Annotated in this window: 23 protein-coding genes and 1 tRNA gene; 12 read left to right on the top strand and 12 right to left on the bottom strand. The window is 68.0% G+C overall.

Features of this window, described 5'->3' with window-relative positions:
• Positions 1 to 195: 195 nt before the first annotated feature.
• The 7 genes from I8E28_RS13160 (at position 196) to I8E28_RS13130 (ending at position 9101) form a co-directional block, all read left to right on the top strand.
• Positions 196 to 1986 (top strand): acetolactate synthase 3 catalytic subunit, encoded by a 1791-nt coding sequence (locus tag I8E28_RS13160; RefSeq protein WP_200788506.1) that lies wholly within the window; start codon positions 196 to 198, stop codon positions 1984 to 1986.
• 95 nt (positions 1987 to 2081) lie between these two features.
• The gene (gene ilvN / locus I8E28_RS13155; RefSeq protein ID WP_200788505.1) at positions 2082 to 2573 is read left to right on the top strand and encodes an acetolactate synthase small subunit; all 492 of its coding nucleotides are present in this window, start codon (positions 2082 to 2084) and stop codon (positions 2571 to 2573) included.
• A gap of 39 nt (positions 2574 to 2612) precedes the next feature.
• The gene (ilvC, locus tag I8E28_RS13150) at positions 2613 to 3629 is read left to right on the top strand and encodes a ketol-acid reductoisomerase (protein ID WP_200788504.1); all 1017 of its coding nucleotides are present in this window, start codon (positions 2613 to 2615) and stop codon (positions 3627 to 3629) included.
• 57 nt (positions 3630 to 3686) lie between these two features.
• Positions 3687 to 4508 carry a CDP-diacylglycerol--serine O-phosphatidyltransferase gene (pssA, locus tag I8E28_RS13145; RefSeq protein ID WP_200788503.1) on the top strand — a complete coding sequence of 274 codons (822 nt, stop codon included), beginning with the start codon at positions 3687 to 3689 and terminating at the stop codon, positions 4506 to 4508.
• A 199-nt stretch (positions 4509 to 4707) separates the two neighbouring features.
• The gene (gene leuA, locus I8E28_RS13140) at positions 4708 to 6390 is read left to right on the top strand and encodes a 2-isopropylmalate synthase (protein WP_200788502.1); all 1683 of its coding nucleotides are present in this window, start codon (positions 4708 to 4710) and stop codon (positions 6388 to 6390) included.
• 12 nt (positions 6391 to 6402) lie between these two features.
• Positions 6403 to 7941: a 2-isopropylmalate synthase gene (locus I8E28_RS13135; protein WP_200788501.1), complete on the top strand. Its 1539-nt coding sequence runs from the start codon at positions 6403 to 6405 to the stop codon at positions 7939 to 7941.
• Between the two features lie 164 nt (positions 7942 to 8105).
• Entirely contained in the window at positions 8106 to 9101 is a 996-nt protein-coding gene (locus tag I8E28_RS13130) for a serine hydrolase (RefSeq protein ID WP_239027232.1), read from the top strand.
• Positions 9102 to 9149: 48 nt separating this feature from the next.
• Here the strand turns inward: I8E28_RS13130 and I8E28_RS13125 are convergent, their stop codons facing one another.
• The 3 genes from I8E28_RS13125 to aat all read right to left on the bottom strand — a co-directional run bounded on the left by I8E28_RS13125 (position 9150) and on the right by aat (position 11483).
• Positions 9150 to 9893 (bottom strand): IclR family transcriptional regulator, encoded by a 744-nt coding sequence (locus I8E28_RS13125; RefSeq protein ID WP_200790393.1) that lies wholly within the window; start codon positions 9891 to 9893, stop codon positions 9150 to 9152.
• 106 nt (positions 9894 to 9999) lie between these two features.
• Positions 10000 to 10737, bottom strand: coding sequence for an arginyltransferase (locus tag I8E28_RS13120; RefSeq protein WP_200788499.1), 738 nt, complete (start codon positions 10735 to 10737; stop codon positions 10000 to 10002).
• Positions 10734 to 11483 (bottom strand): leucyl/phenylalanyl-tRNA--protein transferase, encoded by a 750-nt coding sequence (gene aat, locus I8E28_RS13115; RefSeq protein WP_200788498.1) that lies wholly within the window; start codon positions 11481 to 11483, stop codon positions 10734 to 10736. Before aat ends, I8E28_RS13120 begins: the two co-directional genes overlap by 4 nt.
• A gap of 153 nt (positions 11484 to 11636) precedes the next feature.
• Between aat and I8E28_RS13110 the strand changes: the two genes are divergently transcribed.
• The 5 genes from I8E28_RS13110 to I8E28_RS13090 all read left to right on the top strand — a co-directional run bounded on the left by I8E28_RS13110 (position 11637) and on the right by I8E28_RS13090 (position 13935).
• Positions 11637 to 11870 (top strand): hypothetical protein, encoded by a 234-nt coding sequence (locus I8E28_RS13110; RefSeq protein ID WP_200788497.1) that lies wholly within the window; start codon positions 11637 to 11639, stop codon positions 11868 to 11870.
• A gap of 18 nt (positions 11871 to 11888) precedes the next feature.
• A complete protein-coding gene (locus tag I8E28_RS13105) occupies positions 11889 to 12197 on the top strand; it encodes a hypothetical protein (protein WP_200788496.1) in 309 nt (102 codons plus the stop codon).
• A gap of 72 nt (positions 12198 to 12269) precedes the next feature.
• Positions 12270 to 12461: a hypothetical protein gene (locus tag I8E28_RS13100; RefSeq protein WP_200788495.1), complete on the top strand. Its 192-nt coding sequence runs from the start codon at positions 12270 to 12272 to the stop codon at positions 12459 to 12461.
• Positions 12462 to 12555: 94 nt separating this feature from the next.
• Positions 12556 to 13536 (top strand): MBL fold metallo-hydrolase, encoded by a 981-nt coding sequence (locus tag I8E28_RS13095; protein WP_200788494.1) that lies wholly within the window; start codon positions 12556 to 12558, stop codon positions 13534 to 13536.
• Positions 13537 to 13617: 81 nt separating this feature from the next.
• The gene (locus I8E28_RS13090; protein ID WP_200788493.1) at positions 13618 to 13935 is read left to right on the top strand and encodes a BON domain-containing protein; all 318 of its coding nucleotides are present in this window, start codon (positions 13618 to 13620) and stop codon (positions 13933 to 13935) included.
• A 65-nt stretch (positions 13936 to 14000) separates the two neighbouring features.
• Here I8E28_RS13090 and I8E28_RS13085 read toward each other — a convergent pair whose 3' ends face one another.
• From I8E28_RS13085 to I8E28_RS13045, 9 genes are all read right to left on the bottom strand, one after another.
• Complete coding sequence (locus tag I8E28_RS13085) at positions 14001 to 15788, bottom strand: sensor histidine kinase (protein WP_200788492.1); 1788 nt, start codon at positions 15786 to 15788, stop codon at positions 14001 to 14003.
• Between the two features lie 193 nt (positions 15789 to 15981).
• Positions 15982 to 16057 (bottom strand) — tRNA-Asn (locus tag I8E28_RS13080).
• A 55-nt stretch (positions 16058 to 16112) separates the two neighbouring features.
• Entirely contained in the window at positions 16113 to 17216 is a 1104-nt protein-coding gene (locus I8E28_RS13075; protein WP_200788491.1) for an NAD(P)/FAD-dependent oxidoreductase, read from the bottom strand.
• A 7-nt stretch (positions 17217 to 17223) separates the two neighbouring features.
• Positions 17224 to 17553: a ferredoxin FdxA gene (gene fdxA, locus I8E28_RS13070; protein WP_200788490.1), complete on the bottom strand. Its 330-nt coding sequence runs from the start codon at positions 17551 to 17553 to the stop codon at positions 17224 to 17226.
• Positions 17554 to 17664: 111 nt separating this feature from the next.
• Complete coding sequence (locus I8E28_RS13065) at positions 17665 to 18987, bottom strand: sulfate adenylyltransferase subunit 1 (RefSeq protein WP_420850242.1); 1323 nt, start codon at positions 18985 to 18987, stop codon at positions 17665 to 17667.
• The gene (gene cysD, locus I8E28_RS13060) at positions 18984 to 19916 is read right to left on the bottom strand and encodes a sulfate adenylyltransferase subunit CysD (RefSeq protein ID WP_200788488.1); all 933 of its coding nucleotides are present in this window, start codon (positions 19914 to 19916) and stop codon (positions 18984 to 18986) included. The genes I8E28_RS13065 and cysD overlap by 4 nt, the downstream gene beginning before the upstream one ends.
• The gene (locus I8E28_RS13055) at positions 19913 to 20641 is read right to left on the bottom strand and encodes a phosphoadenylyl-sulfate reductase (RefSeq protein WP_200788487.1); all 729 of its coding nucleotides are present in this window, start codon (positions 20639 to 20641) and stop codon (positions 19913 to 19915) included. Before I8E28_RS13055 ends, cysD begins: the two co-directional genes overlap by 4 nt.
• Position 20642: 1 nt before the next feature.
• Positions 20643 to 21023 carry a DUF934 domain-containing protein gene (locus tag I8E28_RS13050; protein WP_200788486.1) on the bottom strand — a complete coding sequence of 127 codons (381 nt, stop codon included), beginning with the start codon at positions 21021 to 21023 and terminating at the stop codon, positions 20643 to 20645.
• Positions 21023 to 22852 carry a nitrite/sulfite reductase gene (locus I8E28_RS13045; RefSeq protein WP_200788485.1) on the bottom strand — a complete coding sequence of 610 codons (1830 nt, stop codon included), beginning with the start codon at positions 22850 to 22852 and terminating at the stop codon, positions 21023 to 21025. Before I8E28_RS13045 ends, I8E28_RS13050 begins: the two co-directional genes overlap by 1 nt.
• Positions 22853 to 22998: the final 146 nt, after the last annotated feature.

The raw sequence follows: 22998 nt of genomic DNA, 5'->3' as shown, positions 1-22998 counted from the left end.
TCGCGTCAGCCTGCGGTTGGGCTCATGCCGCACTGCAATGCGATAATGCGTCGGTCAGATAAAGGCAAACGAGCCCGGTTCCGGCGCAGCGACCTGCGCGCCCATGGCCCGGTGTTCTAAGTCCCGGAGGCTCCCACAAGGACGCTCGAAGGGGCACCAAACGGTGTTTCGTTCCCGAAACTCGAAAGGTTGAAGATGGAAATCAGCAAGGCGGAGCTCACCTCCGCGGCGGCCGCCACGGCCGCATCGCCCTCGCGCACCGGCAGCGTGGACCTTCGCGGCGCCGAAGTCCTCGTCAAGTGCCTGCAGGCCGAAGGCGTCAAGTACGTCTGGGGCTATCCCGGCGGCGCCGTCCTCCACATCTACGACGCGTTCTACAAGCAGGACACGATCCAGCACGTGCTCGTGCGCCACGAGCAGGCGGCCGTCCACGCGGCCGACGGTTTCGCGCGAGCCACCGGCGAGGTCGGCGTCGCGCTCGTGACTTCCGGTCCCGGCGTGACCAACGCAGTCACCGGCATCGCGACGGCCTACATGGACAGCATCCCGATGGTGATCATCACCGGCCAGGTGCCGGTGGCCGCCATCGGCCTCGACGCGTTCCAGGAGTGCGACACGGTCGGCATCACGCGCCCGATCGTCAAGCACAACTTCCTGGTCAAGGACGTGCGGCTGCTGGCCGACGTCCTGAAGAAGGCGTTCCACATCGCCCGCAGCGGCCGCCCCGGCCCGGTGGTCGTGGACATCCCGAAGGACGTGTCGTTCAACAAGACGCCCTGGACCGGCTACCCGGACAAGGTGGAGATGCGCTCGTACAACCCGGTGCGCAAGGGCCACGGCGGGCAGATCCGCAAGGCGCTGCAGCTCCTGCTGGCGGCCAAGCGGCCGTACATCTACACCGGCGGCGGCGTGATCCTGGGCAACGCGACGCAGGAGCTGCGCACGCTCGTGGATCTGCTCGGCGCGCCGTGCACCAACACGCTCATGGGCCTGGGCGCCTACCCCGGCAGCGACCGCAAGTTCCTCGGCATGCTGGGCATGCACGGCACGCTGGAAGCGAACAACGCGATGCAGAACTGCGACGTGCTGCTCGCCGTCGGCGCGCGCTTCGACGACCGCGTGATCGGCAACCCGAAGCACTTCGCCCAGAACGAACGCAAGATCATCCACATCGACATCGACCCGTCGTCGATCTCCAAGCGGGTGAAGGTCGACATCCCGATCGTCGGCGACGTCAAGGAAGTGCTCGCCGAGCTGATCGCGATGATCCGCGAGTCCGGCGCGCGCCCCGATGCGTCGGCGATGGCTTCGTGGTGGACGTCGATCGAGGACTGGCGCAGCCGCGACTGCCTGCGCTACGACCGCGACAACCGCGAGGTGATCAAGCCGCAACACGTGATCGAGACGCTGGCCAGGCTCACGCGCGGCGTCGACACGTACATCACGTCGGACGTCGGCCAGCACCAGATGTGGGCCGCGCAGTACTTCAGGTTCGACGAGCCGCGCCGCTGGATCAACTCCGGCGGGCTGGGCACGATGGGTGTCGGCATCCCGTACGCGATGGGCGTCAAGCTCGCGCGGCCGGACAGCGAGGTGTACTGCGTCACCGGCGAAGGCTCGGTGCAGATGTGCATCCAGGAGCTGTCGACCTGCCTGCAGTACAAGACGCCGATCAAGGTGATCTCGCTGAACAACCGCTACCTGGGCATGGTGCGCCAGTGGCAGCAACTCGATTACGAGGGCCGCTACAGCCACAGCTACATGGACGCGCTGCCCGACTTCGTGAAGCTCGCCGAGGCCTATGGCCACGTGGGCATGCTGATCGAGCGGCCGCAGGACGTGGAGCCCGCGCTGCGCGAGGCGCGCAAGCTCAAGGACCGCACGGTGTTCATGGACTTCCGCACCGACCCGACGGAGAACGTGTTCCCGATGGTCAAGGCCGGCAAGGGCATCACCGAGATGCTGCTCGGCAGCGAAGACCTTTAAGCCGGACTCCGGTCCGGACCCGAAGACGAATCTATTGCTTGCCAAGCCCGCGGCTTACCGGTCGCGGGGGAGGGCGGCGAAAAGAGGAATCGAGCATGAAACACATCATCGCCGTGCTGCTGGAAAACGAACCCGGCGCACTGTCCCGCGTGGTCGCCCTGTTCTCGGCGCGCGGCTACAACATCGAATCGCTCACCGTGGCGCCGACCGAGGACGCGTCGCTTTCGCGCATGACGATCCAGACCACCGGGTCGGACGACGTCATCGAGCAGATCACCAAGCACCTGAACCGCCTGATCGAGGTGGTCAAGGTCGTCGACCTCACCGAGGGCGCCTACACCGAGCGCGAGCTCATGATGGTGAAGGTGCGCGCCGTCGGCAAGGAACGCGAGGAGATGAAGCGCATGGCGGACATCTTCCGTGGCCGCATCATCGACGTCACCGAGAAGAGCTACACGATCGAGCTGACGGGCGACCAGTCCAAGAACGACGCGTTCCTGGAGGCCATCGACCGCACCGCCATCCTCGAGACCGTGCGCACCGGCGCCAGCGGCATCGGCCGCGGCGAGCGCGTGCTGCGCGTCTGACCCATTCACCCCCACCCCCCGGATTCACTGGAGAGAGCAATGAAGGTTTTCTACGACAAGGACTGCGACCTGAGCCTGATCAAGGGCAAGACCGTCGCCATCATCGGCTACGGCTCGCAGGGCCATGCGCACGCGCAGAACCTGAACGACAGCGGCGTGAAGGTCGTGGTCGGCCTGCGCCCGGGCGGCGCGTCCTGGCCGAAGGTCGAGAAGGCCGGTCTGAAGGTCGCGGCCGTGGGCGAGGCGGTGAAGATGGCCGACGTCGTCATGATCCTGCTGCCGGACGAGCAGATCGCCGAGGTGTACCGCAAGGACGTCGAGCCGAACATCAGGCAGGGCGCTTCGCTGGCGTTCGCGCACGGCTTCAACGTGCACTACGGCCAGGTCGTGCCGCGCGCCGACCTCGACGTGTGGATGGTCGCGCCCAAGGCGCCCGGCCACACCGTGCGCAGCACCTACGCGCAAGGCGGCGGCGTGCCGCACCTGGTGGCGGTGCACCAGGACCAGAGCGGCAAGGCCCGTGACCTGGCGCTGTCGTACGCGATGGCCAACGGCGGCGGCAAGGCCGGCATCATCGAGACCAACTTCCGCGAGGAGACCGAGACCGACCTGTTCGGCGAGCAGGCCGTGCTGTGCGGCGGCACCGTCGAATTGATCAAGGCCGGCTTCGAGGTGCTGGTGGAGGCGGGCTACGCGCCGGAGATGGCGTACTTCGAGTGCCTGCACGAGCTCAAGCTGATCGTGGACCTGATCTACGAAGGCGGCATCGCGAACATGAACTACTCGATCTCCAACAACGCGGAGTACGGCGAGTACGTCACCGGCCCGCGCATCGTCACGGAAGAGACCAAGGCGGAGATGAAGCGCGTGCTGCGCGACATCCAGACCGGCGAGTACGCCAAGAGCTTCATCCTGGAGAACCGCGCCGGCGCGCCGACGCTGCAGTCGCGCCGCCGCCTGATGGCCGAGCACCAGATCGAGGTCGTCGGCGAGAAGCTGCGCGCCATGATGCCCTGGATCAAGGCGAACAAGCTGGTGGACAAGGCGCGGAATTGACCGCGCCGCACCGCCAGTGACAAGGGGGCCCTCGCGGCCCCCTTTACACTTGAGCCCATGCACGACGGCAACAACGACCACCAGGACCTCACGCCCACCGAGGGCGTGGTCGTGCGCAAGCGCCGCAAGGGCATCTATATCCTGCCCAACCTCTTCACGCTGGCGGCGCTGTTCGGCGGTTTCTTCGCCGTCGTGATGGCGATGAACCAGCGCTTCGACCTTGCCGCCGCCGGCGTCTTCGTGGCCATGGTGCTGGACAGCCTGGACGGCCGCGTCGCGCGCATGACCAACACGCAGAGCGCGTTCGGCGAGCAGATGGACTCGCTGTCGGACATGGTGTCGTTCGGCGCCGCGCCGGCGCTGATCGCGTACGAGTGGGCGCTCAAGGGCCTCGGCCGCTGGGGCTGGATCGCCGCCTTCGTCTACTGCGCCTGCGCGGCGCTGCGCCTGGCGCGCTTCAACGTCAACACGGGCGTGGTCGACAAGCGCTACTTCCAGGGCCTGCCTTCGCCGGCCGCGGCCGCGCTGGTCACCGGCTTCATCTGGCTGATGACCGACTCGGGCGTGAAGGGCTACGAGGTCAGCTGGGTCATGTTCGGCTTCGCGCTGTACGCGGGGCTGACCATGGTGACCAACGTGCCGTTCTACAGCTTCAAGGACATCTCGATGAAGAAGAGCGTGCCCTTCGCCGTGATCGTCCTGATCGCGCTGGGCATCGCCATCATCAACATCGACCCGCCGACGGTGCTGTTCGGCGTCTTCTGCGTCTACGGACTGTCGGGCTATGCGGTGTACGCATGGCGCAAGGCCAAGGGCCTGCAGACCAGCGTGATCAGCACGTCCACGGAAGAACCCGAGGAGAGCGGCCTGCACCGTTGACGGGTTGCGGGACCCGTCTGCTATCATGCGCTCGACCATGCACCAGATCTCGCTGGCCCTACTGCTAATCCTCCCCTCCGGGCGGAGCCGGTAGCGCGCGCGTTTTCTACCTCACTCGACGGCCCGTTTGCACCAGCAGCGGGCCGTTTTGTTTTTGGGGCTGCTGGGGGATCCACCGGAACGAAAGACGACCATGCCCATGTTGCAGAACCCAGCCAGCAAGTACCGATCCTTCCCCCGGGTCGGCCTGAAGGATCGCAGCTGGCCCGACGCGGTGATCAGCCGCCCGCCGGTGTGGTGCAGCGTCGACCTGCGTGACGGCAACCAGGCGCTGATCGAGCCGATGGACATCCCGCGCAAGCTGCGCATGTTCCAGGCGCTGGTGAAGATCGGCTTCAAGGAGATCGAGGTCGGCTTCCCGTCCGCGTCGCAGGTCGAGTGGGACTTCGTGCGCAAGCTGGTCGAAGAGAACCTGATTCCCGACGACGTCACGATCCAGGTGCTCACGCAGGCGCGTGAGCCGCTGATCCGCCGCACGTTCGAATCCCTGCGTGGCGCCCGCCGTGCGATCGTTCACCTGTACAACGCCACTGCGCCGGTGATGCGCAAGGTGGTGCTCGGCCTGGACGAGGACGGCATCGTCGACCTCGCCGCCAGCCGGGCCCGGCTGTTCCAGGAACTCGCCGCGCAGCAGCCGGACACCGAGTGGGTGTTCCAGTACTCGCCCGAGATGTTCTCCGGCACCGAGCTGCCGTTCGCCAAGCGGGTGGTGGATGCAGTCACGGCCGTGTGGCAACCGACGCCGCAGCGCAAGTGCATCGTCAACCTGCCGTCGACGGTGGAGCACTCCACGCCGAACATCTTCGCGGACATGATCGAGTGGATGCACCGCCACCTCGAGCGGCGCGAAGGCATCGTGCTGTCCGTGCATCCGCACAACGACCGCGGCACCGGCACCGCCGCCGGTGAGTTCGCGATCATGGCCGGCGCCGACCGCCTCGAAGGCTGCCTGTTCGGCAACGGCGAGCGCACCGGCAACCTCGACCTGGTGAACGTCGCGCTCAACATGTACACGCAGGGCGTGCACCCGGGCCTGGACTTCTCCGACATCGACGAGACGCGCCGCATCGTGGAGCAGTGCAACCAGCTGCCGGTGCACCCGCGCCATCCGTACGTGGGCGACCTGGTCTACACCTCGTTCTCCGGCTCGCACCAGGACGCGATCAAGAAGGCGTTCTCGGCGCGCAAGGACGGCGACACCTGGGACATGCCGTACCTGCCGATCGACCCCAAGGACCTGGGCCGCAGCTACGAGGCGGTGATCCGCGTCAACAGCCAGTCGGGCAAGGGCGGCATCTCGTACCTGCTGGAAAGCGAGTTCGGCCTGGAGCTGCCGCGCCGGCTGCAGATCGAGTTCAGCCAGGTCGTGCAGGGCGTGATGGACGCCAGCGGCAAGGAGCTCACCGCGCGCGAGCTGTTCGACCTGTTCGAGCGCGAGTACGGGCTGGCGTCGATCGAGACGCCCAGGCACCAGGTCGCGCAAGGCGGGGAGGGTGTCCAGCTGGAAGCCGAGGTGCGCATCGGCGAGCGCACGGTGCGCCTGGGCGGCACGGGCAACGGGCCGATCGACGCGTTCGTGGATGCCCTGGCGATTGCAGTGGGAGACACCGTGCGCGTGCTGGACTACCACGAGCACGCCATCGGATCCGGCGCCAACGCGCAAGCCGTCGCATACATCGAACTGCGCGTCGGCCAGCGCACGCTGTTCGGCGTCGGGCGCGACGCGAACATCGTCGCCGCCTCGCTCAAGGCCATCCTGTCGGGCCTGCAGCGCGCGAATGCGGTGCCGCGCGACGCGTCCGCCTACGCACCGGCGAAGTAAGGGGAATCGACCATGGCCGACCAGCTGATCATCTTCGACACGACGCTGCGCGATGGCGAGCAATCGCCCGGCGCGTCGATGACCCGCGACGAGAAGCTGCGCATCGCGCGGCAGCTGGAACGGCTGAAGGTCGACGTCATCGAGGCGGGCTTTCCGGCCAGCTCCAATGGCGACTTCGAAGCGGTGCAGACCATCGCCCGTGCCATCAAGGACTCCACCGTCTGCGGCCTCTCGCGCGCCAACGACCGCGACATCTCACGCGCAGCCGAGGCGCTCAAGGATGCGGCGCGCGCGCGCATCCACACCTTCATCGCCACGTCGCCCTTGCACATGGAGAAAAAGCTGCGGATGTCGCCGGAGCAGGTGCTGGAACAGGCGAAGCTGTCGGTGCGCTTCGCGCGCAACCTGTGCGGCGACGTCGAGTTCTCGCCCGAGGACGGCTACCGCAGTGACGCGGACTTCCTGTGCCGCGTGCTGGAGACCGTGATCGCCGAGGGCGCGACGACGATCAACGTGCCCGACACGGTCGGCTACGCGATCCCCGAGCTGTACGGCGAGTTCATCCGCACGCTGCGCGACCGCATTCCGAACTCGGACAAGGCCGTGTGGTCGGTGCACTGCCACAACGACCTGGGCATGGCGGTGGCCAACTCGCTGGCGGGCGTCAAGATCGGCGGCGCGCGCCAGGTCGAATGCACGATCAACGGGTTGGGCGAGCGGGCGGGCAACTGCTCGCTCGAGGAAATCGTCATGGCGGTGCGTACGCGCAAGGATTACTTCGGGCTCGACGTGAACGTCGACACGAAGCACATCGTGGCCGCCAGCCGCATGGTGAGCCAGACCACCGGCTTCGTCGTGCAGCCCAACAAGGCGGTGGTCGGCGCCAACGCGTTCGCCCATGCCAGCGGCATCCACCAGGACGGCGTGCTGAAGGCGCGCGACACCTACGAGATCATGCGGGCCGAGGACGTGGGCTGGACCGCCAACAAGATCGTGCTGGGCAAGCTGTCGGGCCGCAACGCGTTCAAGCAGCGGCTGCAGGAACTGGGCGTCGAACTGGACAGTGAAGCCGAGGTCAACGCCGCGTTCGCGAAGTTCAAGGAGCTGGCCGACCGCAAGAGCGAGATCTTCGACGAGGACATCCTCGCGCTCGTCAGCGACGAGTCGGTGACGCAGGAGCGGGAAACCTATCGGCTGGTGTCGCTCGCGCAACGCAGCGAGACGGGCGAGCGGCCGCATGCGGCCGTGGTGTTCAACGCAGCCGGGCGCGAGGTCCGCTGCGAGTCGGACGGCAACGGTCCGGTCGACGCGACCTTCAAGGCCATCGAGAGCCACGTGCGGTCCGGCGCGGACATGGTGTTGTTCTCGATCAACGCCATCAGCGGCTCGACCGAGAGCCAGGGCGAGGTCACGGTCCGGTTGCAGAACGCTGGCCGGGTGGTCAACGGGGTGGGCGCCGACCCCGACATCGTGGTCGCGTCGGCGAAGGCTTATCTGAGTGCTCTCAACAAGTTACAAAGTAAAGCTGAGCGGCTGGCTGCACAAGGTTAGGGTTGTGTCCATATAATTCGGCGACGGCTGAGGAATCCGCCCTAAGTCGTTGATGTTGCGTTGCTTTTACTGCCGGGCTAGACTGCTCGACAGTCCAGGCCCGTAGGAGTCGTTGCCGAATGCGTCCAGCGCTGCCCACTGCCGTGAATCCGACTCTGCGCCGCATGCTGCATGCCGCAGTCGCTTTCGCCATCGTCGCCGCGCTCGTGCCCACTGCGGCCGAAGCCGGCCAGCGCAAGGTGGCCAAGAAGGCCCGCGTCTCCAAGACCTACATCGCCAAGCATCGCCGGGCGCCGATCATCGCGGCGAAGCCGTCGTACGGCCAGAAGGCCGGCCTGCACTCGGCGCAGGACGAACTCGCGCTGCGTTCCAGCGTGGCGCTGGTGATGGACCAGGACACGCACGAGATCCTGTTCTCCAAGAACGAACAAGCCGTCCTCCCCATCGCGTCGCTCACCAAGCTGATGACCGGCCTGGTGGTCAGCGAAGCCAACCTGCCGCTGGATGAGGTGATCACCATCACCCAGGACGACGTCGACACCGAGAAGGGCAGCAGCTCGCGCCTGCGCGTGGGCACCACTCTCACCCGCGACGAAGCGATGCACCTGGCGCTGATGTCCAGCGAGAACCGCGCGGCGCACGCACTGGGCCGCACCTTCCCCGGTGGCCTGCAGGTGTTCGTGGCGAAGATGAACGCCAAGGCGCGCGAGCTCGGGATGAAGGACACGCAGTACGTCGAGCCCACCGGCCTGTCGTTCCGCAACCAGTCCAGCGCGAAGGACCTGGCCACGCTGGTCAACGTCGCGTCGCAGGTGCCGCAGCTGCGCGAGTACTCCACGTCCCCCGGCGCCGTCGTCGCCGTCGGCAAGCGGATGCTCCAGTACAACAACACCAACCGGCTGGTGAAGAACCCCGACTGGGACATCGGCCTGCAGAAGACCGGCTACATCTCCGAGGCCGGCCAGTGCCTGGTGATGCAGGCCAAGGTCGCCGGCCGCAAGCTGATCATGGTGTTCCTGGATTCCGCCGGGAAGCTCAGCCGCATCGCCGACGCCGAGCGCGTGCGCCGCTGGGTCGAGAACAACGCGCCCGCCAGCGCCGGCGCCACGCTGCCGGCGGCCACGGTGCCGTCGACGGTGGTGCGGCAGGTCAGCGGCTGATCGCCGGCGACGACGACGAAAAAGGCGCCCTCGGGCGCCTTTCGTCTTTCAGGCCGCGGCTCGATGCGGCGGCGGCGGCTTGTGTCCCAGCGAGGCGGAGATCTCGTTGGCCGTGGTCTCCAGCTTGTTCAGCCACCCCTCGTCGAGGCGGTCCGCCGGGGCGGAGATCGACAGGCCCGCGACCAGCTTGCCCTGGTCGTCGTAGATGCCGGCGGCCATGCAGCGCACGCCGAGTTCCAGTTCCTCGTTGTCGCGGGCGACGCCGTACTGGCGCGCCTTGGCGAGTTCGCGCTCGAGCGCCTGCAATTGCGTGATGCTGTTGCGCGTGTGACCGGGAAGGCCGGTGCGCGTGGCGTACGCGCGCACGCGCTGCGCGTCGTCCGCGGCGAGGAACAGCTTGCCGGTGGACGTCAGGTGCAGCGGCGCCCGGCCGCCGATGGCGCGTACGACCTGCATGCCCGAGCGTTCGCTGTACGCGCGCTCGATGTAGATGATCTCGTCGCCCTGGCGCACGGAGAGGTTGACGGGCTGCTGGATCTGCCGGTGCAGCTCGCGCATAGGTGCCAGCGCGGCGTCGCGCACGTTCAGGCGTGCCTTCACCAGGTTGCCCAGTTCCAGCAGGCGCATGCCGAGCCGGTAGCTGCCGGCCTCGGGCCGGTCGACGAAGCGGCCGACGGCGAGGTCGTTCAGGATGCGGTGCGTGGTGGAAGGGTGCAGCCCGGTGCGGGCGCTGATCTCCTTCAGCGACACCGCCTCCTCGCGCGAGGCGAGCACGTCGATGAGCGCGAACATGCGTTCGATGACCTGGATGGTGGGCGTCGCGGGCTGGCCGCTGTCGGCCTTGCGATTGGAGCGTGCGGGCACGCCCTGATTTTATGTGGTGAAAAGGCGCAGGGGGTCAATCGCCTTCGACCCAGGTGCCGTCGCGCAACAGCTGGTGCGGCCGGAAGCGGGCCTTGTAGCTCATCTTCGGGCTCTCGCCGATCCAGTAGCCCAGGTAGACGTGGGGCAGCTTGAGCTTGCGGGCCTGGTCGATCTGCCACAGGACGCTGTAGGTGCCGTAGCTGGCGCGCTCGTCCGGCTCGTAGAAGGTGTAGACCGCGGACAGGCCGTCGCCGAGCACGTCGAGGATGGACACCATGCGCAGCGCGCCGGCCGAGCCGTCGGGCAGCGTCTCGCGGAATTCGACGAGGCGCGAGTTCACCCGGCTTTGCAGCAGGAACTGCGTGTACTGGTCGATGCTGTCGTGGTCCATGCCGCCGCCCGCGTGGCGGCCGCTCTGGTAGCGCAGGTACAGCTGGTAGTGCTCGGGCACGAAGCACAGCTTGAGCACGCGCGCCTGCAGGTCCTTGTGCCGCTCCCAGGCGCGGCGCTGGCTGCGGTCGGGCCGGAACTGGGGCGCGAGCACGCGCAGGGGCACGCAGGCGCGGCATCCGTCGCAGTACGGCCGGTACGTGAACATGCCGCTGCGGCGGAAGCCGCTGGTGACCAGGTCCGAGTAGGCGTCGTTGTGGATCAGGTGGCTGGGCGTCGCCACCTGCGACCGCGCCTGGCGCCCCGGCAGGTAGCTGCACGGGTAGGGCGCCGTCGCATAGAACTGCAGCGTCTGGAGCGGAAGGTCCTTGAGGTGCGTCACGCGGGCTTCTGCGACGGCGGGAGGAGTGCGTCCCAGTATACGGGGTCGAATTTCCACTGCGGCGCGGGCAGCCGCACCCGCCGCGCCACGTCCGCGACGAATTGCGCGCGCGGCACTTCCCGCGCGCCGAGCGAGGCGAGATGGCGCGTGTTCTGCTGGCAGTCGATCACGTCGATGCCGTGCACGCGGCAGAAGGCAACCAGCGCCCCGAGCGCGATCTTGGAAGCGTCCGTGCGGCGGGTGAACATCGATTCGCCGAAGACCGCTCGACCCAGGTTCACGCAGTACAGGCCGCCGGCGAGTTCGCCGTCGATCCAGGTCTCGATGCTGTGCGCGTGGCCGGCGGCGTGGAACGCCTCGTACGCGTGCACCATGTCCGGCACGATCCACGTGCCCGACTGGCCGTCGCGCGGGCTGGATGCGCAGGAGCGGATCACGCGCGCGAACGCCGTGTCGACGCGGATCTCGCAGGTTGGCGAGGTGGCAAAGTGCTGCATCGTCTTGCGCAGCGAGCGGTGCAAACGGAACTCGGCGGTGAACAGCACCATCCGGGGGTCGGTGCTCCACCAGAGGATCGGCTGGCCTTCGCTGAACCACGGGAAGATGCCCGCACCGTATGCGCGCTCCAGCGTCGGCACGTCGAGCGCGCCGCCCGCGGCGAGCAACCCGGGCGCGGGCTGGTCTTCGTCCCACGCCTGCGCGACGGGGGGGAAGTTGTCACCGGGATCGAGCCAGGGGAGCTTCATGCGCCGCGCTCCTTCGATGCTGCGACGACCATCGAGAACTGAACCTCCGTGTGGATGATGCGCGTCCTTCCGAGGCGTTTCCCAATCAAGCTGCTGCCTGCGTGGGCAGTGCGGAAACCGGCCGCTTGACCGGTCGACCAACCGAGGATACACATGCACGACCTTGCTCACGCCGAAGTGGAGCGCGTCTCCGGCGGAATTCCGATTTTCGTGCCCGTCACCTTCGCCCTGTTGACGGACACCGGCAGTTGGGGCGCATTGGGGCTCGCCTATGGATTCGGCTACTCCATCGGAACTGGAATTTCGCAGACGATCAATGCACCAGTGGAATCGATGCCAACCAGTCCTTACTTCGACACGTTGCTGGGCGGAAACCTGGGCGCTTGAGTCCCAAGGAGGAGCGTCATGATCGAGATGAACGGCCGCTCCATCACGGAACTCCTGTTCCGCGTCATCGTGCTCTTCATGGGACTGATCGCGTTCCTGATGGCATTCCACAACTGGGACGCTGGAAAGCTCAGGAGCGTGCTTTGGGACTGCGGAGCGGGATTCACCGCGCTGTACCTGGCCAACATCCTCGAGCTGTCGGGGAAGGTCCGTTGGCGCGAGGCGCTGTTCAACAAGCAGCGTTGGAAGATCACCCCGATCGGGGCGGTGTGCCAATTCTTCGCGATCATTTCGTTCCTCCTCTGGGCGCTGGCCGGCTGGATGTGAGCTCGACGACGTCGAGCCTGGATGGCCTCCCGGCTGACGCCGCGCCGGCGGACCTCGAAGTACGCTGAAGCCATGTTCCAGATGGGCGGGCCCAAGCCCGCAGCCCCAAAGCCGTCCGCGCCGCGCGCGAAGCCGCAGCGCGCACCCAAGCGCTCCGCCGTCACCGTCCATCTCGACGCCGCCGAGAAGGCGCGCTTCGAGGAGCTCGGCGGTGAGGCCTGGCTGCGCGAGCAGCTGCGCGCCCCGCAAGCGGGCGAGGACTGAGCACGGCCGGGTTTCCCTGAATGCCTCGGCCATGCCACGCTGGCATGGTCCGCACCACCGCCTGCGCGGTTGGCATACCAACGAAGGAGACCCGATGAAGCTTTCCATTCGCCTCGCCACCCTGGCCTGCATGGCCGCCGCGCTGGCCGCTCCCGCCGCCGCGCAAGTCGTCAAGGTCACGCCGCTCGGCGGCTTCGACGGCGAGTTCTGCGCGCAGGACCGCGCCCTCGTCTTCGAAGATCCCAACGGCACCCGCGTGCTGTACGACCCGGGCCGCACCGTCATGGGCGCCGAGGATCCGCGCCTGGGCAAGATCGATATCGTGCTCGTCACCCACACGCACGGCGACCACCTGGGCAACGCGCACACCAAGGCCATCGGCGCCGGGCAGTGCAACGCGCCGGATGCGTCGGTGTCCGACCTGCCCGACGGCAACGCGACCAGGATCGCGCTCGCCAAGAAGGCCAAGATCGTCACCGGCAGCGACATGCCGTCGTTCTTCGCCGCCAAGCTGCGTGCCCTCGGCGGCAATCCGGCCGATTCGGTGCTGGCCCGCTTCGGCGGCAGCGTCACCATCGGCGGGGTGCGCATCGCCACGGTCACGGCGATGCACAGCAACGGCCTCGATCCGGACTACATCCCCGGCGACCTGGGCAAGGCGATGAAGTCCGCCGGCATCTGGGGTGACGTCGGCCTGGCCACGGGTTACGTGCTCAAGTTCAGCAACGGCCTGGCCGTGTACCTGTCGGGCGACACCGGCATCACGGCGGACCAGGACGCCGTCGTGCGCCGCCTCTACAACGCCAAGCTCGCCGTGATGAACATCGGCGATGGCTTCACGACCGGCCCGGCCGAGGCGGCCTACGTCATCAACGAACTGGTCCAGCCGGCATCCGTCATCGCGTCGCACGCCAACGAAGCCAGCACCAGCGGCGGCAAGGTGCGCCCGGGCAGCAAGGCCGAAGCGTTCATCAAGGCAGTGAAGGTGCCCGTGTACCTTCCGCTGTCGGGCAGGATGATGGCCTTCGACGCCGGCGGCAAGTGCGTCGACGGTTGCGCTGCAAACGCCCCCTAGCGGCATCACGGCGCGCTGCAGTCCTACAGCCCGGCTGTGGCGCGCAGCCAATAGTTCTCCGGTTTACAACAGGAGAACGCCATGTCCAAACTGCTTCTCGCCCTCGTGGCGGCCGTCTCGCTCGCTGCCTGCAGCAACATGCCCGGCGCCCCGGGCGGCCCGACCCGCACCGCCGGGCAGGCCGTCGACGACGCCACCATCGGCACCAAGGTGAAGGCCGCGATCGTCAAGGACCCGGAACTGAGCGCGCTCAAGGTCAACGTCGACACCACCCAGGGCAACGTGCGCCTGAAGGGCGAAGTGAAGAGCGTCACCCTGCGCCAGCGTGCCGAAGCGCTCGCGCGCAGCGTCGAGGGCGTCAAGTCCGTCGACAACCAGCTGATCGTCACCGGCGGCTGACCCCCGGCTGGATGAAGAAAGGCCCCGGTGCGCATGCACCGGGGCCTTCGTCATGGGGCGTCGGATCAAGCTGCGGCCGGCGCGGCGCCTGCCGGCGAACGCGGGATGCGAACCGTGAACGACACGGCGCCTTCTTCCGCTGCGGCGGCCGCCGTCCCGCGGTGCGCCCTGGCGATCTCGGACACGATGTAGAGGCCCAAGCCCAGCCCGCCGGAGGCATCGCGGTCCGCGGGCCGGAAGTAGGGCTGGAAGAGGCGGCCGACGTCGGCCGGCGACATGCGCGGCGCGGCATTCGACGAACGGAAATGGAACTCGTCGCCTTCGGTCGTCGCCGTCACCGTGATCGGCTGGCCGGGCGTGCCATGCGCGACGGCGTTGGCCAGCAGGTTGGATGCTACCTGTTCGATGCGGGCGGGGTCGCACCACACCGGACCGTCCAGCCGGCAGTCGAACTCGATGCGGCTGTCCGGCCGCGCGGTGCGCTGCTCCTCCACCACGTGCGCCAGCCGCTCGGGCAGGTCGGCGCACAGGATGGGCTCCACGCGCATGCCCGTGCCGAGCTGGCCCCGCGCCAGGTCCATCAGGTCCTGCACCAGCGCGCTGATGCGCGTGGCGCTGCGCCGCATCACGGGCGCCACTTGCGGCACCCGGTCGGGCACGCGCTCGAGCACCGCAAGCCCGCCCATGACGGCCTGCAGCGGCGTGCGGATGTCGTGGCCCAGTGCCGCGACGAACTGCTCACGGCGGCGCGAAGTGTCGGCCTCCAGTCGCTGCGCCGCCTCGCTGGCGCGCAGGCGGTCCGTGGCCTCCAGGTGGAATCCGAGCAGGTCGGCGAACAGGCGGAACATGCCCAGCGTCTGCGGGTTGTCCAGCTGCGCGGGCTGCGGGTCGATGGCGCACAGCGTTCCCCAGAACGAGCCGTCCTTGCGCAGGATCGGGAACGAGATGTAGCTGCGGAAGCCGTACTGCGCCGGCGTGTGGTGCGTTCGGTAGGCACCACTGGCCGCCACGTCGTCGATGACCACCGGCTCGTGGTGCTGCCGGATCTCATTGCAGATCGTGGTCTCCAGCACCAGCTCGCCACCGGGGCCGAGGCCGAAGCCGATCTGGTCGCGCGACGCGCAGCAGATCCAGCGCGACTCGGTCACGCGGGCGATCGCGGCGAAGCCCATGCCGGTGGAGCGGCACACCACGTCCAGCATCCGGGGCACGGCCTCGATGGCCGAGATGGCAGCGATATCGGCTTCATGGCCAACGGCCGTCCTTGCAGGCGGGGACGCTTCGCGTGGAACGCATGCCGTGCGCCGCCGGTCCTCGCCCGCGGCGAGCAACCGTGCGACGGCGTGCAGCAGCGCCAGGTCGCCTTCCTGGATCGCGGGGCGGCGCTCGAAGCTGAAGCAGCACAGCGTGCCGAAGCACTGTCCGTCACCGAGGACGATGGGCACGCTCAGGTGCGTGCCGATCGGGAATGCTGGTGGCTCAACGTCGCCGCGCTCGTAGTGCACCGCGGTGTCCGGGATGAAGCGCGGCAGGCGCCCGTCGACCACACGCTGGCACCACGACGTCTCCAGCGGGTCGGAGCCGCTGGCGGCGATGACCGGCTTGTCGCCCGTCACCACGTGCTTGAACACGCGCCGGCCCCCGACGAACTCGGAGACGAAGACCACGTCCATGGCGAGCGTCGCGCGCACCGTGGCGAGCAGGGAGGGGATGACAGGTTCCAGCAGGACTTCGGCACCTTCGGCCGTGGCGACCAGCAGTTCGGAAGGGGTTGCGGGTTCCGCGTGGGTCTGGAGATGCCGGACGATGCTGTCCAGGCCCTCGCCCGATGTCGGGCTCGTCGTCGATTGCATGACTGATCCCGAGATGGAGATGTCGAAAGGAGTGGCGCGGGAGGGCGCGGCCCAAGGCCCACTATACGTGGGCGAGCAAGGATGAGGCCGCGATGCGGCATCGAGCGTGATGCGCGTCTGTGATCGCGCCCACGAAAGAAAAACCCCGCTACCTTTTGGATAGCGGGGTTTCGTTGGCCTGTGCGGCCTGATTTGGCTCCCCGACCTGGGCTCGAACCAGGGACCTACGGATTAACAGTCCGGCGCTCTACCGACTGAGCTATCGGGGAAAGAGCCTCAGATTATAGCCTGTTCTGCGGCGCTTTCTCGACGTTCGTGCACGCGTCAATCGAACACGGGCGTCTCGACACCGAGCACCTTGTGCAGCTTCGGCGACGTCGTCGTGTATTGCAGATGGATCTTGCCCTTCTCGGGGAAGATGATCGGCGCCGCGCCGAAGGCCGCGAGCGCGCATTCGTGGAAGCCGGAGAGGATCAGTTTCTTCTTGCCCGGGTAGGTGTTGATGTCGCCCACCGCGAAGATGCCCGGCACGCTGGTCGAGAACTTCTCGGTGTCCACCACCAGTTGCTTGCGCTCGATGTCCAGGCCCCAGTCGGCGATCGGGCCGAGCTTGGGCGACAGGCCGAAGAACACCAGCAGTGCGTCCATCGGCACGACGCGCGTCACGCCGTCGCCGCCCGTGACCTTCACCGCCGTCATGCGGCCGTCCTTCTCGTCGAAGGCCGTGACCTGGCCGACCATGAACTGCATTTCGTACTGCTCGCACAGTTCCTTCATCTTCGCGACGGAGGAGGGCGCGGCCTTGAAGCCGTCGCGGCGGTGCACGAGGATCACGCTTTCGGCCTTGTTGGGGCCTTCGGCGGCGAAGTTGAGCGTCCAGTCCAGCGCGGAATCGCCGCCGCCGACGACCACCAGGTTCTTGCCGGCGAAGTCCGCCGGGTTGCGCACGCGGTAGAACAACTGCGAGCCGTCGAACTTCTCGATGCCGTCGACCTTGAGCGTGCGCGGCTCGAAAGCACCGACGCCGGCGGCGATGAAGATCGTCTTGGCGAGGAACTGCGTTCCCTTGCTGGTGGCGACGAAGAAGCGGCCGTCGTCCTGCTTCTGCACCTCGGTGACCGTCTGGCCCAGGTGGAAGGTGGCGCCGAACGGCTCGATCTGCTTGAGCAGCGCGTCGGTCAGTTCCTTGCCCGTGCAGACGGGGATGGCAGGGATGTCATAGATCGGCTTGTCCGGGTACAGCTCGATCGGCTGCCCGCCGGGATAGGCCAGCGAGTCGATGACGTGCGCCTTGATCTCCAGCAGGCCGAGCTCGAACACCTGGAACAGGCCGACGGGGCCCGCGCCGACGATGACGGCATCGGTTTCGATGGGGCCGTCGTGCGCGGCGGCGGTCTTGATCACTTCTTGGTCGAGTCTCGGTTCCATGAATCCTTCAGCGGGCCAGCTCCTGCAGCTTGCCCGGCTTGTCCTTCCATTCATCCGCGTCCGGCAGGGCCGGCTTGCGCTTGGTGATGCTCTTCCAGCCCGGTGCGCGGGCCAGTTCCGCATTCAGCTTGGTGAACTGCACCTGGTCGGCAGGCACGTCCTCCTCGGCGTAGATCGCATTGACCGGGCATTCGGGGATGCACACGGCGCAATCGATGCACTCGTCCGGGTCGATCACCAGCATGTTCGGCCCTTCGCGGAAGCAGTCCACGGGGCACACGTCCACGCAGTCGGTGTACTTGCAGCGGATGCATTGTTCGGTGACGACGTGGGTCATGGTGGCAGGGTGCGAGTGATGCTTGGGGGAAACCCCGATTTTAGCCAGCGGCCATGGCCCTTCCGGCGCGGATGGGATGGCGCTCGCAGGGTCACTGCGGCAGGGCCGGGCTCAACGCACCAGCAGGGCCCCCGACGTCCTGTGGGTGGCCGTGTCGACCAGCACCAGCGAACCGGGCACGCGGGCCTTCGCGAACGGCCGCGTCGCCAGCGGCTCCTGCAGCACCAGCTTCACCACGCCGATGCCGTTCGGAGGCAGGGCTTCCGCCTCCTGTTCGGCCAGCGTCTGCACGTCGAGCTGGTGCACCACGCGCTGCACGCGCGCCTTGACCCAGCGGTGGCCGTGCAGGGCCCAGTACGTGCGTCCGGCCACCAGCGGCTCGTCGTCGAGCCAGGCGACGGTGCCCGTGACCTCGCGCACGGCTGCTGGCGCGTCGTGCGCGAGCAGCCAGTCGCCACGCGAGATGTCCACCTCGCGGTCCAGCACGATGCCGGCGCTGTGGCCGGCGATGCCGCGGGTGGGACGCCGCACGGCGTCCAGCACCTGCGCCACGACGGCGGCTTGCCCGGACGGCATCACGCGCACGGCGTCGCCCGGCTGCACGGTCCCGGTGGCCACGCGGCCCCAGAACACGCGACGGCCTTGCGCGGTCTCGGCGGACTCCGAAAACTTCTCGACCCACTGCACGGGGAACGCGAAGCCCTGGTCGGCTTCCGCGGTCGTCGCGGGCAGGGTCTCGAGCAACTGCAGCAGGGAGGGACCGACATAGCCGGCCCACCCGGCGGCGGGCTGCACGACGTTGAAACCCTGCAGCGCCGACAGCGGCACGACCGCCCGCGGCTGGATGCCCGCGGCATGCGAGAACGCTGCGAGCGCACCGGCAATGTGGCGGTAAGCGAGCGCGGGATCCTCGACCGCGTCGAGCTTGTTGATCGCAAACACGATCGACGGCACGCGCAGCAGGTCCACCAGCAGCGCATGGCGCCGCGTTTGGGGGAGCAGCGCCGGTTGCGCGTCGCGCCATTGCAGCTTGGTCGCGTCCACCAGCACCACAGCCGCATCCGCACCCGAGGCCGCCGTGACCATGTTGCGGGTGTACTGCACGTGGCCCGGCGTGTCGCCGATGACGAACTTGCGCCGCGGCGACGCGAAGTAGCGGTAGGCGACGTCGATGGTGATGCCCTGTTCGCGCTCGGCGCTGAGGCCGTCGGTGAGCAGCGCGAGGTCGACGGCGCCGGCGCGATGCACGCCGGCCAGCTGGTCCTGCAGCACGGCCTTGCTGTCCACCAGCAGCCGGCCGATCAGCGTGCTCTTGCCGTCGTCGACGGACCCGCACGTGATGAAGCGCAGCGCGGCGTCGCCGCGCGAGGCTTCGTCATCCCGGCGAAGGCCGGGATCCACCCCGACTTCGGAAGAAACCACCGCATCCATCAGAAATACCCGTCCTTCTTGCGCTTCTCCATCGACGCGTCCGACGTCTTGTCGTCCATGCGCGTCGCGCCCCGTTCGCTCACGTCGGCGGCGATCGTCTCGGCGACCACGTCGGCCGCGCTCGCGGCCGTGCTCGCGACCGGGCAGGTGCAGGTGATGTCGCCGACGGTGCGGAACCGCACCGTGCGCGTCACCACCTCCTCGCCGTCGCGCGGCGGCGTCAGTTCGGTCACCGGCACCAGCAGGCCGCGGCGTTCCACGACCTCGCGCCGGTGCGCGTAGTAGAGCGATGGCAGCTCGACGGCTTCGCGCTCGATGTACTGCCACACGTCGAGCTCGGTCCAGTTGGAGATCGGGAACACGCGGAAGTGCTCGCCGGGCTGCAGGCGGGTGTTGAACAGCGTCCACAACTCGGGGCGCTGCGACTTGGGCTGCCACTGGCCGAAGGAATCCCGATGCGAGAACACGCGTTCCTTGGCACGTGCCTTCTCCTCGTCCCGGCGGGCGCCGCCGATGAGGGCGTCGAAGCGGAATTCCTCGATCGCCTCCAGCAGCGTCACCGACTGGTGCGCGTTGCGCGATTCGCCCGGGTAGGCCAGGCGCACGGTGCCGCGCCGCATGGAGTCCTCCACGCTGCGCACGACCAGCTCGGCGCCGAGTTCCTTCGCGCGCCGGTCGCGGAACGCCGTGACTTCCGGGAAGTTGTGCCCGGTGTCGATCATCAGCAGCGGGTAGGGAAGGCGGCCGGAACCGAATGCCTTCTCGGCGCACTTGAGCAGCACCAGCGAATCCTTGCCGCCCGAGAACAGCAGCGCGGGACGCTCGAACGCGGCCGCGACCTCGCGCAGCACGAAGATGGCTTCCTCCTCGAGCGCGTCCAGGTGGCGGTTGGACACCCTCGACAGCAACTGTGGGTCGACGCGGGCGTTCATGCCGGCACTCCTTGCGATTCGTCCTTCACGTGGAGACCGCATTCCTTGGCGTTCTCCTCCTCCCACCACCAGCGCCCGGCGCGGAAGTCCTCGCCCAGGCTGATCGCGCGCGTGCACGGCGCGCAGCCGATGCTCGGGAAGAACTGGTCGTGCAGCGGGTGGTAGTCGACGCCGTTCGCGCCGATGTAGTGCCACACGTCACCCCAGGTCCACGCGGCCAGCGGGTTGAACTTGGTGCGGGGCTCGCTGCGGTCCACCAGCGGCACCTCGGCGCGCGCGGCGGATTGCTCGCGGCGCAGGCCCGTGATCCAGGCGCGCTGGCCTTCCAGGGCGCGCGCCAGGGGTTCCACTTTTCGCAGGTGGCAGCACGACTTGCGCAGCTCGACGCTGCGGTACATCGCGTCCTTGCCTTCGCGGGCGACGAAGTGGACCACCGATTCCTGCACCGGCTGGTAGACGCGCACCGGCGCGCGCGATGTCGCCGTCAGGCGCTCGAGCAGGTCCAGCGTCTCCGGATGCAGCAGTCCGGTGTCGAGCACGACGACCGGGATGTCGAGCTCCAGCTGGGCGGCCAGGTGCGTGAGCACCGTGTCTTCCGCGCCCAGGCTGCTGGCCTGCACCAACGGCGAGAACTCGGCGGCGGCGCGCACCAGCAATTCCTCGGTCTCGCGCAGCTTGCGTTCGAAATCCGGCGACGGTCGCGCGTGGAGGTCGATGGCTCCCATGTCAGCGTGCGAAGTGCGGTTGCGGCACCACCAGGTCAGCCTGGTAGAAGCCGGGGAAGCGCTCGAACTGGCGCGGCACCTCGGCCACTTCCTTGCCGTCCTTGAGCACGGCGCTGGAGAAGCCCGTGCGCTGCATCTGCACCAGCTGGTCGACCAGCACGTCGCCGGTGGCGCGGATGTCGCCCGCGAACTTGCGGCGCCGGCGCAGCAGGTACGCCTGGCTGTACGCCCGGCCGTCGGTGAACTTCGGGAACTGCAGCTCGATGCGCTCGACGCCGTCGAGCACGAGGTGCGCCACGTCGGTGTCGTTCGTGACGACCAGCACCTTGGCGCCATCGTCCTCGACCGCGCCGGCTTGCAGGAGATTCAACCCACGCTGCATCACGCCACCTCCCGCTCGACGAAGCGCGCCGCATTGGCGGCCGCCTTGAACGGCTCGTGGCCGACGCGGCGCAGGGTCGCGATGAACGTTTCGGCCTTGCCGTTGCCGGCCGACTGGCGCAGCTGCCGGTAGGTGTCGATCAGCGCCTCGATGACGCCGGGCACTTCTTCCTTGGCGAACGACGGGCCGACGATCTTGCCGGGACCGGCGGGGCCGGACAGGTCGGAGCCGTTGGAGCCGCCCAGCGTGACCTGGTACCACTCCTGGCCATCCTTGTCGACGCCGAGGATGCCGATGTGGCCCGCGTGGTGGTGCCCACACGAGTTGATGCACCCCGAGAAATTCAGGTCGATCTCGCCGATGTCGTGTTCCTCGTCGAGGTCCTGGAAGCGCTCGGTGATCGCCTCGGCGATCGGCAGCGAACGTGCGTTGGCCAGCGAGCAGAAGTCGCCGCCCGGGCACGCGATCATGTCGGTGATGAGGCCGATGTTGGGCCGGGCGAGCCCCAGCTTGCGCGCGGCAGCCCACAGCTCGGGCAGGTCGTCCTGGTGCACCCAGGGCAGCAGCAGGTTCTGCTCGTGCGTCACGCGGGCCTCGCCGGCGGAAAAGCGCTCGGCCAGGTCCGCGATCGCGTCGAACTGGTCGGCCGTGCAGTCGCCGGGGTTCTGGCCCAGGCGCTTGAACGACAGCACCACGGCGCGCCGCTGCGGGTCGCGGTGCGGCAGCACGTTGCGCTGCAGCCAGCGGTCGTACAGCGGGTCGGCCTCGGCGTCGGCGCGGATGATCTCGTGCACCCGCTGCGAAGCTGCGTCGCGCTGCGGACGCTCCAGCGCCGGCGCGACGAACTGCGCGGCGACGCGATCGAGTTCAGCCTGCGTGATCGTGTGCGGCGCGCCGTCGATCTCGAGGATCTGCCGGAATTCCTCCTCGACCTTGTCGATGTACGCCTGGCCCTCGGACTTGACGAGGATCTTGATGCGGGCCTTCCAGACGTTGTCGCGGCGACCGTACTGGTTGTAGACGCGGATGCAGGCCTCGAGGTAGCTCAGCACGTGCTGCCACGGCACGAACGCGCGCACCACCGTGCCGATCACCGGCGTGCGGCCCATGCCGCCGCCCACCTGCACCTGGAAGCCCAGCTCGCCGGCTTCGTTGCGCACGGCCTGCAGGCTGATGTCGTACCAGCCCAGCGCCGCGCGGTCTTCCTTCGCGCCGTTCAGGGCGATCTTGAACTTGCGCGGCAGGAAGGCGAACTCCGGATGCAGCGCCGCCCATTGGCGGATGATTTCGGCGAACGGCCGCGGGTCGGCGATCTCGTCCTCGGCGATGCCGGCGAGCGCCTCGGTCGTGATGTTGCGGATCGCGTTGCCGCTGGTCTGGATGCCGTGCATGCCGACCTCGGCCAGCAGTTCCATCACGTCCGCTGCCCGGGTGATCGGGATCCAGTTGAACTGCACATTGGTCCGTGTCGTGAAATGGCCATAGCCCGATTTCAGGATGGACTGCACCTGCCGGTCCGTGCCCGGCACCGGCACGGGACCGAGGGCGAGCTGGCGCTCCTGCGCGTCGCGCAGCAGGTCCGGATCGGGCCGGTCGTACTCCCGCGCGACGCGCCCGAGCGCCCGCAGTTGCGTGCTGGACAGCTCGCCGTACGGCACCGAGATGCGCGCCATCGGCGCGAACCGCTGGATGTACCAGCCGTTCTGCAGGCGCAGGGGCCGCAATTCGTCGTCGCCCAGGCTGCCGGCCTGCCAGCGTTCGAGCTGGTCGCGGAATTGCGCCGCGCGTGCACGCACGAACGCCTTGTCGAACTCGGTGTACTGGTACATGGGACGGCGACTCTAGGAGCGGCCGTCATGAATACCAACGATATTTTTCTTCGCGCGTTATGCGGATAAGCTTATGCACCAGGATGGACGCGGGTTGCGGGCCGATCAGGCAACGCCCCGTGCAAGGGGCGCCCACGCGAGCGCCG

The sequence above is a fragment of the Ramlibacter algicola genome (assembly GCF_016641735.1).
GTDB lineage: Bacteria > Pseudomonadota > Gammaproteobacteria > Burkholderiales > Burkholderiaceae_C > Ramlibacter > Ramlibacter algicola.
This window is presented reverse-complemented; position numbering and strand designations above follow the sequence as displayed.

What these genes read in the sequence shown, in the direction of transcription:
- I8E28_RS13110 (WP_200788497.1), top strand. Translation starts at nt 11,637, where the DNA reads ATGCACGACCTTGCTCACGCCGAAGTGGAGCGCGTCTCCGGCGGAATT.
- I8E28_RS13045 (WP_200788485.1), bottom strand. Translation starts at nt 22,852, where the DNA reads ATGTACCAGTACACCGAGTTCGACAAGGCGTTCGTGCGTGCACGCGCG.
- I8E28_RS13090 (WP_200788493.1), top strand. Translation starts at nt 13,618, where the DNA reads ATGTCCAAACTGCTTCTCGCCCTCGTGGCGGCCGTCTCGCTCGCTGCC.
- I8E28_RS13125 (WP_200790393.1), bottom strand. Translation starts at nt 9,893, where the DNA reads ATGTTCGCGCTCATCGACGTGCTCGCCTCGCGCGAGGAGGCGGTGTCG.
- fdxA (WP_200788490.1), bottom strand. Translation starts at nt 17,553, where the DNA reads ATGACCCACGTCGTCACCGAACAATGCATCCGCTGCAAGTACACCGAC.
- I8E28_RS13055 (WP_200788487.1), bottom strand. Translation starts at nt 20,641, where the DNA reads ATGGGAGCCATCGACCTCCACGCGCGACCGTCGCCGGATTTCGAACGC.
- I8E28_RS13135 (WP_200788501.1), top strand. Translation starts at nt 6,403, where the DNA reads ATGGCCGACCAGCTGATCATCTTCGACACGACGCTGCGCGATGGCGAG.
- ilvN (WP_200788505.1), top strand. Translation starts at nt 2,082, where the DNA reads ATGAAACACATCATCGCCGTGCTGCTGGAAAACGAACCCGGCGCACTG.
- I8E28_RS13160 (WP_200788506.1), top strand. Translation starts at nt 196, where the DNA reads ATGGAAATCAGCAAGGCGGAGCTCACCTCCGCGGCGGCCGCCACGGCC.
- leuA (WP_200788502.1), top strand. Translation starts at nt 4,708, where the DNA reads ATGTTGCAGAACCCAGCCAGCAAGTACCGATCCTTCCCCCGGGTCGGC.
- I8E28_RS13130 (WP_239027232.1), top strand. Translation starts at nt 8,106, where the DNA reads ATGCTGCATGCCGCAGTCGCTTTCGCCATCGTCGCCGCGCTCGTGCCC.
- I8E28_RS13050 (WP_200788486.1), bottom strand. Translation starts at nt 21,023, where the DNA reads ATGCAGCGTGGGTTGAATCTCCTGCAAGCCGGCGCGGTCGAGGACGAT.
- I8E28_RS13095 (WP_200788494.1), top strand. Translation starts at nt 12,556, where the DNA reads ATGAAGCTTTCCATTCGCCTCGCCACCCTGGCCTGCATGGCCGCCGCG.
- I8E28_RS13100 (WP_200788495.1), top strand. Translation starts at nt 12,270, where the DNA reads ATGTTCCAGATGGGCGGGCCCAAGCCCGCAGCCCCAAAGCCGTCCGCG.
- I8E28_RS13085 (WP_200788492.1), bottom strand. Translation starts at nt 15,788, where the DNA reads ATGCAATCGACGACGAGCCCGACATCGGGCGAGGGCCTGGACAGCATC.
- cysD (WP_200788488.1), bottom strand. Translation starts at nt 19,916, where the DNA reads ATGAACGCCCGCGTCGACCCACAGTTGCTGTCGAGGGTGTCCAACCGC.
- pssA (WP_200788503.1), top strand. Translation starts at nt 3,687, where the DNA reads ATGCACGACGGCAACAACGACCACCAGGACCTCACGCCCACCGAGGGC.
- ilvC (WP_200788504.1), top strand. Translation starts at nt 2,613, where the DNA reads ATGAAGGTTTTCTACGACAAGGACTGCGACCTGAGCCTGATCAAGGGC.
- aat (WP_200788498.1), bottom strand. Translation starts at nt 11,483, where the DNA reads ATGAAGCTCCCCTGGCTCGATCCCGGTGACAACTTCCCCCCCGTCGCG.
- I8E28_RS13075 (WP_200788491.1), bottom strand. Translation starts at nt 17,216, where the DNA reads ATGGAACCGAGACTCGACCAAGAAGTGATCAAGACCGCCGCCGCGCAC.
- I8E28_RS13105 (WP_200788496.1), top strand. Translation starts at nt 11,889, where the DNA reads ATGATCGAGATGAACGGCCGCTCCATCACGGAACTCCTGTTCCGCGTC.